At 68.9% G+C, this 13,004-nt stretch carries 10 protein-coding genes; 5 read left to right on the top strand and 5 right to left on the bottom strand.

Annotation, left to right across the window (positions count from 1 at the left end; genetic code table 11):
- Positions 1 to 26 precede the first annotated feature (26 nt).
- Complete coding sequence (locus tag KRX55_RS07715; RefSeq protein WP_218407180.1) at positions 27 to 1,292, bottom strand: aspartate kinase; 1,266 nt, start codon at positions 1,290 to 1,292, stop codon at positions 27 to 29.
- A gap of 174 nt (positions 1,293 to 1,466) precedes the next feature.
- Here KRX55_RS07715 and KRX55_RS07710 point away from each other — a divergent pair, with 174 nt between their 5' ends.
- Positions 1,467 to 2,321, top strand: coding sequence for a DMT family transporter (locus KRX55_RS07710; RefSeq protein ID WP_218407179.1), 855 nt, complete (start codon positions 1,467 to 1,469; stop codon positions 2,319 to 2,321).
- Positions 2,322 to 3,081: 760 nt separating this feature from the next.
- Complete coding sequence (gene leuA / locus KRX55_RS07705; RefSeq protein ID WP_218407178.1) at positions 3,082 to 4,923, top strand: 2-isopropylmalate synthase; 1,842 nt, start codon at positions 3,082 to 3,084, stop codon at positions 4,921 to 4,923.
- Positions 4,924 to 5,027: 104 nt separating this feature from the next.
- Here leuA and KRX55_RS07700 read toward each other — a convergent pair whose 3' ends face one another.
- Entirely contained in the window at positions 5,028 to 5,690 is a 663-nt protein-coding gene (locus KRX55_RS07700) for a TetR/AcrR family transcriptional regulator (protein WP_218407177.1), read from the bottom strand.
- Positions 5,691 to 5,751: 61 nt separating this feature from the next.
- Between KRX55_RS07700 and KRX55_RS07695 the strand changes: the two genes are divergently transcribed.
- From KRX55_RS07695 to KRX55_RS07685, 3 genes are read left to right on the top strand one after another with little or no spacing between them, the layout of a single operon-like run.
- The gene (locus tag KRX55_RS07695; RefSeq protein WP_370625792.1) at positions 5,752 to 6,867 is read left to right on the top strand and encodes a DNA polymerase III subunit epsilon; all 1,116 of its coding nucleotides are present in this window, start codon (positions 5,752 to 5,754) and stop codon (positions 6,865 to 6,867) included.
- A gap of 27 nt (positions 6,868 to 6,894) precedes the next feature.
- Entirely contained in the window at positions 6,895 to 8,178 is a 1,284-nt protein-coding gene (locus KRX55_RS07690; protein ID WP_218407175.1) for a DUF1727 domain-containing protein, read from the top strand.
- Positions 8,175 to 8,927, top strand: a complete 753-nt coding sequence (locus KRX55_RS07685; protein WP_218407174.1) for a type 1 glutamine amidotransferase — start codon at positions 8,175 to 8,177, stop codon at positions 8,925 to 8,927. The genes KRX55_RS07690 and KRX55_RS07685 overlap by 4 nt, the downstream gene beginning before the upstream one ends.
- On the opposite strand, the gene KRX55_RS07680 is transcribed toward KRX55_RS07685, so the two are convergent.
- The 3 genes from KRX55_RS07680 to KRX55_RS07670 all read right to left on the bottom strand — a co-directional run bounded on the left by KRX55_RS07680 (position 8,924) and on the right by KRX55_RS07670 (position 12,980).
- Positions 8,924 to 9,580, bottom strand: a complete 657-nt coding sequence (locus tag KRX55_RS07680; RefSeq protein WP_218407173.1) for a recombination mediator RecR — start codon at positions 9,578 to 9,580, stop codon at positions 8,924 to 8,926. The two genes, KRX55_RS07685 and KRX55_RS07680, sit on opposite strands and share 4 nt — an antisense overlap.
- Before the next feature lie 196 nt (positions 9,581 to 9,776).
- A complete protein-coding gene (locus KRX55_RS07675; protein ID WP_218407172.1) occupies positions 9,777 to 10,106 on the bottom strand; it encodes a YbaB/EbfC family nucleoid-associated protein in 330 nt (109 codons plus the stop codon).
- Positions 10,107 to 10,220: 114 nt separating this feature from the next.
- On the bottom strand, positions 10,221 to 12,980 hold the full coding sequence (locus KRX55_RS07670; RefSeq protein WP_218407171.1) for a DNA polymerase III subunit gamma and tau: 2,760 nt from the start codon (positions 12,978 to 12,980) through the stop codon (positions 10,221 to 10,223).
- Positions 12,981 to 13,004 lie beyond the last annotated feature (24 nt).

Here is a 13,004-nt window from a genome sequence, read left to right as displayed (position 1 = left end):
TCGGTGGCCGGTGAAGCGGATATTTTTCAGCGCCCGGTACCGGCGTAGACGGTGGCTTCGGTGTCGCCGCCCAGTTCGAACGCGTCGTGGAGGGCGCGTGCCGCGGTCTCGACGTCGGTCTCGCGGATGAGCACCGAGATGCGGATCTCCGAGGTGGAGATGAGCTCCAGGTTGACGCCGGAGTCGCGCAGCGCCTCACAGAACACGGCGGTGACGCCGGGGTGGGACTTCATCCCTGCACCGACGAGGGAGACCTTGCCGATCTGGTCGTCGTACAGGACGTTCTCGCAGGCGCCCTCGGACTGGAGCTTCTTCAGCAGCTCCATCGCCCGCGGCCCGTCGGCGCGCGGGCAGGTGAAGGTGATGTCGGTGCGGTTGTCCTCCAGGGAGGAGATGTTCTGCAGCACCATGTCGATGTTGATCTCGGCGTCCGCCAGAACCCGGAACACACGGGCGGCCTCGCCCGGGGAGTCGGGGATTCCGAGAACGGTGACCTTTGCCTCGGAGAGGTCGGTTGCGACGCCGGTGAGAACTGCTTCTTCCACGGGAATATCCTCCATTGAGCCGGTCACGAGCGTGCCGGGGTCGTTGCTGTAGGACGAGCGTACCCGGATCGGGACGCCGAATGCACGGGCGTACTCGACGCTGCGCAGCACGAGGATCTTGGATCCCACCGCCGCGAGTTCGAGCATCTCCTCGAAGCACAGCCGATCGAGTTTGCGGGCGTTCTTCACGATGCGGGGATCCGCGGTGTAGACACCGTCGACATCCGAATAGATCTCGCAGACGTCGGCACCCAGGGCCGCTGCGAGTGCGACGGCGGTCGTGTCCGAGCCACCCCGCCCGAGGGTGGTCACGTCGCGGGTGTCCTTGTTCACACCCTGGAAACCGGCGACGAGACAGATCCAGCCCTCGTCGAGGGCCTCGCGGACACGGTCGGGCGTGACGTCGACGATGCGGGCGTTACCGTGGCGCTCCGTCGTGAGCACACCGGCCTGCGACCCGGTGAAGGACTGCGCCTTCGCGCCGAAGGACTCGATGGCCATGGCCACCAGCGCGTTCGAGATACGCTCGCCGGCCGTGAGCAGCATGTCCATCTCCCGAGCGGGAGGAACGGGATTGACCTGTGCGGCCAGATCCAGGAACTCATCCGTGGTGTCGCCCATCGCGGAGCAGACCACGACGACGTCGTTTCCCTGCTTCTTCGTGGCGACGATCCGTTCAGCCACGCGCCGGATGCGCTCGGCGCTCTCCAGCGAGGACCCACCATATTTCTGGACGATCAGTGCCACCGCGTCACCTCTCGGGTTTGAAGTCTGTTCCGGCAATAGTAAACACCATCGTACAAGGCGGTACCGCAGCAGCCCGCCACCGGCGTACCGCCGCGCCGCTCGGACGACTGACGCGACCGGTGTGTTCCGGGCGGGATACGGGCGCCCGTGGACGCATCCGCTAGCGTGTAACGGGTGCAGAGCAACGTCATCGCCGTGTTGTTCGCCCTCGCCTCCGCACTGACCATCGCCTGGGGAACCGTCATCCGGCACCGGATCGCTGAGGAGGCCCCGGGCGACGGCACCAGTCTCCGGAGTGCCCCGATCCTCGCGGTCATCGGGCGACCGATGTGGTGGGCGGGTACCTTCGCGGCACTGCTCGGTTACGCGCTCCAGATCGCGGCACTCGGGTTCGGTACGTTGCTCGTCGTGCAGCCGGTTCTCGTCCTCTCCCTCATGTTCACGTTCCCGATGTCCGCGGTGTACGACGGTCGCCGGATCAGCAAGGCCGAGACCTTCTGGTCGCTGATTCTCACCGCGGCCGTGGCGGTCCTGGTCATTCTCGGCAGGCCGAGCCCGGGACTGCTCGAGCCGCCCCTCAACCGGTGGCTTCCGGCGCTCGCCGTGGGCGGTGGACTCCTGTTTCTCATCGACCGGCTCGCCTACACCCGAATCCGGCGCCAGAAGGCGCTCCTCCTCGGCATGGTGACCGGTGGCGTGATGGGTTATGTGGCGGTGCTGTCCAAGGCGTTCGTCGACATCTTCGTCCACCGGGGCTTCACCGGAATCCTGCTGAGCTGGGAATCATACGCACTGCTCGGCGGCGCAATTCTCGGGACCGCGGTCCAGCAGTCCTCGTTCAACGCCGGGGCCTTACGCCAGTCGCTCCCGGCGATGACGGTCACGGAACCGATCTTCGCGTTCGTCCTGGGTTACGCGGTCCTCGGGGAGAAGTTCGCGGTGAGCGGATTCAGCTGGACGTGGATGGCGCTGGCGTTGCTCGCGATGATCGTCTCGACGTTCCTGCTGTCCCGCAAGGGCATCGGGTAGAAGCTCCGTTCCCCCGCCGGACCGCACGGTGACGGTGGGATCGGGACGTCACCACGGTCCGGGCCGTCGGGCGGAATCCGACCGCGTCCGGTACGCGCCCCCGGACCCGGCGAGTCCCCGGGAGAACCATGCTCATCATCCCGGTACCCCTCCCCTTCGTCGTCGAGGGACGCCGTGACACCGGGTCCGTCGGGCACCGACGCCTACGTGGCGTTCGTTGACTGGATCCGGGCCGCGGTCGGCTCCGCGTAACCTACCGGGCCACACCCGTGGATCCCGTTCCCGGGGACCCGGGAGTGGAATCCTTCCCGTCACCGGCGGCCCTCGGATTATCGCTGAATTACCCCCGTTCCCCCGCCGGTTGAATCCGTCCCGGGACTCGGGTGTCGGTGCGGAAAGCGGCGGCCCCCTCACCGCGGAATTTGTGCGGATACACAAATGAAGAGCGTTCCACCTGCAGGTTCGGGGAAAATCCCGCACGATTCCGACGATCCGGGATGACCCCGGCCATGGCTCGGCCGTGATTCCCGCCCACATCACCGATTTCCCACATGATGAGAACCCTTTCCCACCACACGATTATTTTCGATAGACTCCGCCCCATGCAGCGAGCACTTCTCCTTAGCCGCCGCGGCGGGTGGAACAAGGTCTGACACGACCGGCACCCCGTCGCGGAGTAGAGCTCTGCCGCCGGTCGTGACTTCTCCACCACACACCCGACCGGCCCTGTGCAAGGGCCCAGCAAAGGACTGAACCTCTCATGGCCCCCTCTGACGCATTCATTGCAGCGCCCGCTGACATCAACACCCCCTCCGGCCCCCGTGCCGAGGGCCAGGCCCCGTGGAACATGCAGCGCGCCTCCGACATGCCGATCCACCGTTACCAGCCGTTCCACGAGGAAGTGGAACCGATCGAGCTGCCGGACCGCACGTGGCCCAACAAGCGCATCACCCGTGCGCCGCAGTGGTGCGCGGTGGATCTCCGCGACGGTAACCAGGCACTGATCGACCCGATGAGCCCCGAGCGCAAGCGCCGCATGTTCGAGCTGCTGGTCCAGATGGGATTCAAGGAGATCGAGGTCGGTTTCCCCTCCGCGTCCCAGACCGACTTCGACTTCGTCCGCGACATCATCGAGAACGACCGCATCCCGGACGACGTCACCATCCAGGTGCTGGTGCAGGCCCGCGAGCACCTGATCCGGCGCACGTTCGAGGCGTGCGAGGGCGCGAAGAACGTCATCGTGCACTTCTACAACTCCACCTCGAAGCTCCAGCGCCGCGTGGTGTTCCGCAAGGATCAGGATCAGATCAAGAAGCTGGCCACCGATGCCGCGGAGCTGGTCAAGTCCCTGGCCGCGGACTACCCGGGCACCAACTGGCGCTGGGAGTACTCCCCGGAGTCCTTCTCCGGCACCGAGGTCGCATACGCCAAGGAGGTCTGCGACGCGGTGGTCGACGTCCTGGAGGGGACCCCGGAGAACCCGGTGATCCTGAACCTGCCCTCCACCGTCGAGATGATCACCCCGAACGTGTACGCCGATTCCATCGAGTGGATGCACCGCAATCTGGCGAAACGTGACTCCGTCATCCTCTCCCTGCACCCGCACAACGACCGCGGCACCGGCGTCGCGGCCGCCGAGCTGGGGTACCTGGCCGGCGCCGACCGTATCGAGGGCTGCCTGTTCGGCAACGGTGAGCGCACCGGCAACGTCTGCCTGGTCACCCTGGGGCTGAACATGTTCACCCAGGGCGTCGATCCGCAGATCGATTTCTCGGACATCGACCGGATCCGCCGCACGGTGGAGTACTGCAACCAGCTGCGTGTCCCCGAGCGCCACCCCTACGGCGGCGACCTGGTGTTCACCGCGTTCTCCGGCTCCCACCAGGACGCCATCAACAAGGGCCTGGATGCCATGGCCGCCGGCGTCCGCGAGGGTGCCACGCACACCGACGTCTCCCCCGAGGAACTGCGTGGTTCCGTCTGGGAGGTGCCGTACCTGCCCATCGATCCCCGCGACGTCGGCCGCACCTACGAAGCGGTCATCCGCGTCAACAGCCAGTCCGGCAAGGGCGGTGTCGCCTACATCATGAAGACCGACCACGGTATCGCGCTGCCACGCCCCATGCAGGTCGAGTTCTCCGCCACCGTGCAGGCCGTCACCGACTCCGAGGGCGGCGAGGTCAACTCCAAGAACATGTGGGACATCTTCGCCGGCGAGTACCTGGACCGGAGGGCACCGCTGGAGCAGGTCTCCGTCCGCGTCGACGCCGCCGAGACCGAGAACGACCAGGCCACCGTCACCGCGCACGTCATCCACAACGGTGAGGAGCAGACCGTCACCGGGCACGGCAACGGTCCCGTCGCGGCGTACGCCAACGCCCTCGAGACCCTGGGAATCGACGTCGAGGTCCAGGACTACAGTCAGCACGCCCGCACCGCCGGTGACGACGCCGAGGCCGCGGCCTACGTCTACGCCGACGTCAACGGCACCCGCGTCTGGGGCGTCGGCATCGCCGGCTCCATCACCTACGCATCCCTCAAGGCCATCACCTCGGCCGTCAACCGGGCGAACGCGAAGAACCCCGCCTTCACCGGAGCGTAATCGCTGCCCGCGGAGCCCGACGGCGCCACCCACACGCCACGAAACGCCCCGCCCCGGCCATCAGCCGGGAGCGGGGCGTCGCCCATTCCACAGGTTCAGTGCCCCTACACCTCCGGTCGCCGTTCCTCCAGACCGGCGATGATGAAGTCGAGCTTCGCATCCAGGAAGCCCCTGCCGATCCACGACTCCTGGGGTTTGAAGGCGTCATCCTCCCGCGCGTCGGCGACGACCTGCTCGAAACCGGTCCGTCCGTCCTCGCCCTGGTTGCGGAGCGCGGAGATGCTGAGGTGGGTGGAGATGACCGTGTCCCCGATGAAGTCCAGGGCGAACAGGGCCTGGGGTTCGGTGAACCCGAACCCACGCAGGGATTCGATCAGCGATCGCGCCACGCCCTGGACGTGCCGGAACGCGCCGGGGAAGGTGAACAGCACCTCATCGAGACCCGGGTACCGTTCGCACACCTCCCATGAGCTCTCGGCCCACTCGCGCAGCACCTCCTGCCAGGATTCGGAGTTGCCGTTCGGCCACTCCATCGACGCCGCCCCGCGGGCGAGGCAGGCGTGCACGAGATCGTCCCTGCTGTCGAACAACCGGTAGACCGCGGAGGTGGACACCCCTATCCGTTTCGCGACCCGGGCGAGTGTGAACCGCGCGATACCGATCTCCAGGGCGGCGTCGACGACATCATCAACCGTGAAACTCGGCTTCGGGCCGGTTTTACGACCGATCCGGCGTACCGGTCGGCGGGCGGGGCTCGTCGGGGTCATGGCATCCAGATTAGCCGCGAATGACGGCCACCCGCGCGGCCCCACCACCGATCAGCTTAAGATGGAGGTGATGACAACGACGAGGCCAGAGACCCCAGACACTGCGGACGAGCGCTCCCGCGGCAACCGGGACCGCGAACAGCGCATGCGCGACCGCGCGGCGGAGATCTCCGCCGCCCCCTACGTCGCCGCAGCGATCCAGTCCACGGGTATCCATCCCAGCACCGCACGCCTCGTCGCCGTCGATCTCGTCACCTATTCACCGACCGGCGAGGAGGTCGACACCTACCACGCGGTCCTCAACCCGGGTACAGATCCCGGCCCGCCCCACCTCCACGGACTGAGCCCCGCTGAGATCCACGCCGGCCAGCGCTTCGACAACGTGCTGCGCTCGGTGACCAGACTCATCGACGGGCGCACCCTCCTGGTGCACAACGCCCCCCGGGTGTGGGGATTCATCGTCTCCGAGTCCCGGCGCGCCATCCGGAACAACACCAACAGGTCCGGCCGCGGACGGCGGGCCCGTGGCCGGAAACGGAGGCCCGGGCACGTTCCCAGGCCCACGGCGATCATCGACACGCTCGCGACCGCACGCCGGCGGTCCGTCCGACTCGACGACACCCGGATCCGCGGTGTCGCCCGCACCCTCGGTCTCGACGCGCCCACACCGGTGGCCTCCGTGGAACGGGCGGACGTCCGCGAATCCGAGCACACCCGCACCGACAACAGGCTCATCGCGCAGCTCTTCTTCGACGCCTACGGTGGCCCCGCGGCACTCGACGAGAAGCTGCCCTTCGCGCTCCTGGATCCCGGTAACCTGCACGGCGACCGTTTCGGCCTGCAGCGCAGCCACCTCCGGGTCGACGCCGCCGACGCGGAACGTCGCTTCGTCAACCCCGGCCCCTGGCAGCGCGGCAGGCCGTTGACCGAGGGCATGGAGATCGTGGTCTCGCCTGAGATCGCGGCGGATCCGGACGAGATCATCGCCGCGGCCGTCGGCGCGAACCTCAACTACTCCGAGAAGCTGACCCGGGCCACGAGCCTCGTGGTGTGCAACCAGACCGTCGAGCTCTCCGGTAAAGCGATGCACGCCGCGCGCAAGGGTATCCCGCTGATCAGCGACTCCGCGTTCCTTGAGGTCGTCGCCGGCGACATCGTGCCGGGCACTCGGGAGTGAGTTGTGCCGGGCGGTAGACTCGGCAGAATGAAACTCAACCTCCCAGCACCCGTGAAACGGTTGCGCACCAACCTCGCCACCTGCGCGGCGACGGTGGCGACGGTGGCGTCACGGGCCACCGGGCGCGGTGCAGGCGGCATGATCGGCGGTCTCGTCGCCGGTGCCATCGATCCCGCGATCATGGAGGGACTCGGTAAAGGCCGTCCCGTCGCCCTGATCACCGGCACCAACGGCAAATCCACCACCACCCGCATGCTCGTCGCCGCCCTCCGCACCCGGTTCGACGTGGTCACCAACGAGGGTGGCGACAACATGGACGCCGGCATCATCTCCGCACTGCTCAACGGACGGGGTGCGAGCCACATCGTCCTCGAGTGCGACGAGCTGCATGTTCCGGGGGTCACGCGCAGACTCCGTACCGACTGCCTCGTCCTCCTGAACCTGACCCGTGACCAGCTGGACCGCGTCGGGGAGATCAACTCCATCGAGCGCGCCCTGCGGCAGTGTGTCACCGACAATCCGCACATGACCGTCATCGCGAACTGCGATGACGTGCTGATGACCTCCGTGGCCTATGACGCGGAGAACGTCGTCTGGGTCGCCGCCGGCAACGGCTGGCACGGTGACTCGGTCTCCTGCCCGCGCACCGGCGGGCACATCGTCCGTGACGGCGACGACTGGTACGCCGTCAAGCCGCTGGCCGACGGTCGGGAGTTCCGCCGCCCCACACCGACGTGGACGATCACCGATGACGGCCTCACGGGCCCGGACGGTGAGACGCTGCCGGTGAACCTCACCCTGCCGGGTACCGCGAACCGGGGTAACGCCGCTCAGGCCATCGCCGCGGCCGCGGAACGCTACGGTGTCCCCGTCGCGGAGGCACTGCCAGCCGTGGAGGCCGTGGACAATGTCGCGGGCCGCTACTCCACGATCCGCTTCGAGGGCCGTGACGTACACATGCTGCTGGCGAAGAACCCCGCCGGCTGGCAGGAGGCGCTGAGCATGGTCGACCGCTCCGCGGACGGTCTCGTCATCGCCGTCAACGGCCAGGTCGCCGACGGCGAGGATCTCTCCTGGATCTGGGACGTCCGGTTCGAGGACTTCGGGGGACTCTCCGTCGTCGCCGCCGGTGAACGCGGCACCGACCTCGCGGTCCGGCTCACCTACGCCGACATCGACCACACCCTGGTCAAGAACACCATCGACGCGATCCGCGCCTGTCCCGAGGGGCGGGTCGAGGTGCTGGCGAACTACACCGCCTTCCGCGACCTGCGCCGCGCCCTGACCAGACTCACGGAGGACCCGAAATGACCCAGCTGACCATCGGCCTCATCCTCCCCGAGGTTCTGGGCACCTACGGCGACGACGGCAACGCCCTCGTCCTCCGTCAGCGTGCCCGCATGCGCGGCATCCCCGCGGAGATCCACACCATCTCCCTCGGCACGCCCGTGCCGGAGAGCCTCGACGTGTACTGCCTCGGCGGCGGCGAGGACACCGCCCAGATCCTGGCGGCTGAGCACCTCATCAGCGACGGCGGCCTGCGCCGCGCCGCCGACGCCGGCCGACCGATCCTCGCCATCTGCGCGGGACTGCAGGTCCTGGGCACGTCCTTCCGCGCGGCGGGGCGCACCGTCGACGGCGTCGGTCTCCTGGACGCGACGACATCTTCGCTGGCGAAACGCACCATCGGTGAGGTCGCGTCCACCCCCACCGGAGCGGGTTTCACTGCGGCCCTCGACCGGCCGCTCACCGGATTCGAGAACCACATGGGCGCCACCATCCTGGGGCCCGACGCCCGACCCCTGGGAACCGTCACCCGGGGCGTGGGCAACTGCGACGCGGCGGGTGCCGCGGGCACGGGGAACCCCGACGCGCAGACCGGCGCGGAGGGCGCCGTGCAGGGCAGCGTCATCGCCACCTACATGCACGGCCCGGCGCTCGCCAGGAACCCGCAGCTCGCCGACCTCATTCTCGCCCGGGCTCTCGGGATCGGGCTCACCGACCTCGCGCCGCTGGACCTCGGCATCGTCGACAAGCTGCGTGCGGAACGGCTCCGTTAGAGCGTCAACCGGCCGCTGAGCGCCCGGGACAACGTCAGTTCGTCGACGAACTCCAGGTCCCCACCCAGCGGCATGCCCGAAGCCAGTCGCGAGACCGTCAGTCCCGGGAAGTCGCGGAGCAGGCGTGCCAGGTAGGAGGCGGTAGCCTCCCCCTCGGTGTTCGGGTCGGTCGCGAGGATCACCTCGGTGATCTCCGGGGAATCGTCGAACTGCGGCTCCTCCGGGGTCGAATCCGCCAGCTCCCGGTCCGGTAGCACCCCGCCGATGCGTTGCAGCAGCGGGGAGATGTTCAGGTTCTTCGGCCCGATGTTCGCCAACGGGTCCAGTGCACCGCCCAGCACGTGGTACCGCCCGTTGTACTCGCCGGTGCGCTCGATGACCTGGATGTCCTTCGGCTCCTCCACCACACAGATCAGCCCCCGGTCGCGGCCCGAATCCGCGCAGATCCGGCACACCGCCTCCCGGGAGATGTTGCAGCAGATCCGGCAGAACGCCACCCCGTCACGCACGGCCCCCAACGCGTTCTGCAGCCGGGTGACGTCCTCGGGGTCGACGGTGAGCAGGTGGAACGCGATCCGCTGCGCCGATTTCGGCCCCACCCCGGGGAGCCGGGACAGCTCATCGATGAGGTCCTGGAGCGGTCCTTCAAACACCGGCGCGTCTCTTTCCTACTCGGAGGCCATGGACAGGGACCGGCCCGGTTGCGGGTCGGCCGCCCCGCTCAGACTACGGCCGTCGCGGGCGGGGGCCAAAGCACGCGGACCCGGCGCGTGGCCGGGCCCGGACGGTAAACGACACCCGCGCCCCGGTCGCTGTGGGATGCGTGGGTGTCGGGTGAAGCGTGGACCGTCAGCCCATCAGGCCGCCGAAGTCACCGCCGCCGAGGCCCTGGGACAGCGGCCCCATCTTCTCTTCGGCGATCTGCGCGACCTTGCGGTGGGCGTCATCGTAGGCCCCGACGATGAGGTCCTGGAGGGTGTCGATGTCCTCGGGGTCGACGACCTTGGGGTCGATGGTGACGGCGGTGACCTGGCCGTTTCCGGTCATGGTGGCCTTCACCAGGCCGTTGCCGGCCTCGCCGACGACGCTGGAGGCGAGGATCTCCTGCTGGGCGGCTTCGAGCTTGGCCTGCATCTCCTGGGCCTGCTGGAGAATCTGGTTCATGTCGGGCTGAGTCATTGACTGACCTTCCTGGTGTGTTCGTCGGTGTGCGGCGCTGCGCACGCTTTCCCGGGCCCCGGTGAGATCCGGCGACCGTCCGTGGGCAGTCTACCCGCCGGGAGCGGACCCCCTCTAGAGCTGGCGGGCGCCGAGCTCCCCGGCGAGAAGATCCATCGCTACGTCCCTCGCGGTCCGCCGGTCGAGGGTGCCGGGCCCGGTGGCAGCCTCACGGAGCATGTCCTCCTCCTCCTCGTCGGTTGCGTTCCCGGACGGGGTCGGGGCGGATCTCGGCGCATCCGCCGGCGCGGGCGTAGGCTCCCGTGGCTGACCGGAGGGTCCTGACCCCGGCATCCCCTCATCCTCGGGGTAGCCGTAGGGATCATCGGGTGTCGGCGGATCCTCGTCGAAGGGCTCGGGGGGCAACGGTACGCCGCCGGTGAAGCTGTCGGCGTTCCGTCGTGGTTCGGGACGCCGTCCCTGCCTCTGGCTCACCCTGTTGAGCACCTGCTCCCAGGGCCGTTCCCCGGTGTCCGGCTGCGGTCGTCGGACCGGTTCAGCGGGTTTCGGCTCCGGGTCGCGGTCGGTGCCGGTGGCTTCCGGTTTCGGACCGCCGAGCGGAGCCGGCGTCCCCCATCCACCGGTATCGGTGCCGTCCCGGGGTGACGGCTTCTCCGGCCGGTCACCGCCGGATCGTCGGGTCGGGGACTCCGGTGCCGTCGTCGGCTCCGAGGGCTCCCGGGGCGCCGGGTTCTGCCGCGGCGACGGGTCCGAACCGGAGGAATCAGACTGAGTCTGCACGGGGTTCGGGGTAGAGGTGTTCCGCGGGGCCGGGGGCACCGGGTCAAAAGGGGCGGTCCCCACCTCGCATTCGACCTCGAGATCGAGCTGGAGCTCGTTCTTCAGCGCGGCGACGATCGCGCCGTTGTTTCCCGGGGCGTTGAGGCGCGAGGCGAGCGCCCCGGTGTTGTGCCCGATGACGAGGGTCCCTCCGCGGACACCGAGGACCCTGGCCTCGGTCAGCATGATCTCGGCGACCTTGTTGCTCGCGCCGATGGCGGCGCGTAGCTGCGCCCAGTTGCGGCGCACGAGGTCGGCGGGATCCCCGGACGGGGCGGGGGCCGGGGTCTCCACGCCCGCGTCGGAGTCGTCGTGTCCGGGAGCATCGGCGGGCGTGCTCTCGGTGGCGGGCGTGGAGTGCTCCGAATGCGGGGGCGACACCTCCCGTGCGGGTCGTGCGGTCTGCCGTGGCCCCGACCCGGTCCGCTGCTCCGGCTGACGATCCTGTTTCTCCTGCGCGGATCCGGGACGGGAGTCGGATTCAGGCCGCGGTTCCTTCGGTCGGGACTGTTCCGCCCCGGGGCCGGCGTCGGGGCGGGTCCCCCGCCGCCGTTCCGCGCCCTGCCCGACGTCCGCATCAGTTCCGGGACCGGTCTCCGGTTTCGGCGGAGTGGCTGCCGGAGTGTCATCGGCCCGGGGATCGGGCTTCCTTCCCGGCGCCGGCTCAGCGGCCGGCGCCGGATTCGGTTGCGGGGCCTGCCGCTGCTGCCGTTCGGCGCCTCGCCGGGCCAGACGCTCAGCTGCTTCGCGGGCACGACGGGCGCCTTCGCTGACCGACGCCGGGGCCTGATCCTGCGCAGGTGCGTCGGCGGAACCGGGGGCCTCGGACTGCTGCCGACTCTGTTCCTGATTGACGGCCGCGAGTGCCGCGGCCCGGGTCGCGGGCGGGGCGTCGGGAAGCTGGTTCAGTCCCTGCTCGACGAGCTCAAGCCGTTGGCTGACCCCGGCGATGCTGTCGGTGCCCGCGGGCAGCAGCATGCGGGCGCAGAGGATCTCCAGGAGGAGCCGGGGAGCGGTGGCCCCCCGCATCTCGTCGAGTCCGTCGTTGGCGAGGGACGCGAGACGTGCCAGCGCCGACCCCCCGAAGGCCGAGGCCTGCTCGGTGATCACCGGCACCTGTGCAGCCGGAACGTCGACGAGCCCCATGTCGATGGCGTCCGGCACCGCCTGCAGGACCATGAGATCACGGAGCCGGTCGAGGAGATCGGAGGTGAAACGGCGCGGATCGTGCCCTGCCTCTATGACGTCGGCGACGGTGCGGAACATCGTCGCCCGGTCGCCTTCGGCGAGGGCGTTGACGGCGGCGTCGATGAGCGAGGAGTCGGTGACCCCGAGCAGGGGCACGGCCATGTCGTAGGTGAGGCCGTCGGGACCGGCACCGGCGAGCAGCTGATCCATCACCGACAGGGAGTCACGCGGGGAGCCACCACCGGCACGGATGACCAGCGGGTAGACGGCGTCCTCGACCTCGACGCCCTCCGCGGCGCAGGTGCGCTCGAGCAGGCTGCGCATGGCGGGCGGGGTGAGGAGCCGGAACGGGTAGTGGTGGGTCCGGGACCGGATGGTACCGAGGACCTTCTCGGGCTCAGTGGTGGCGAAGATGAACACGAGGTGCGCCGGGGGTTCCTCGACGATCTTCAGCAGGGCGTTGGCACCCGCGGTGGTGATCATGTGCGCCTCGTCGATGATGAACACCCGGTAGCGGGACTCGGCCGGCGCGTAGAGCGCCCGGTCGCGCAGTTCCCGCATGTCGTCGACGCCGTTGTGGCTGGCGGCGTCGAGCTCGGTGACGTCGAGGTTGCCGGGACCGCCCGGCGCGAGGGACACGCATGAGTTGCAGGTGCCGCACGGTGTGGATGTCGGCCCCTCGGCGCAGTTCAATGACCGGGCCATGATCCGCGCGGAGGACGTCTTTCCGCAACCCCGCGGGCCGGAGAAGAGGTAGGCGTGGTTGATTCGACCGGAGTCGAGGGCCACGCTCAGCGGATCGGTGACGTGCTCCTGGCCGATGACCTCGGAGAACGTTGCGGGACGGTACTTGCGATAGAGAGCCACTCCTCCAGCCTACCGGCGGAGGGA

The organism is Corynebacterium sp. TAE3-ERU16 (assembly GCF_019209935.1).
Classification (GTDB): Bacteria; Actinomycetota; Actinomycetes; order Mycobacteriales; family Mycobacteriaceae; genus Corynebacterium; species Corynebacterium antarcticum.
Note: the sequence above shows the minus strand (reverse complement) of the source record. Positions and strands in the feature narration are given on the sequence as shown.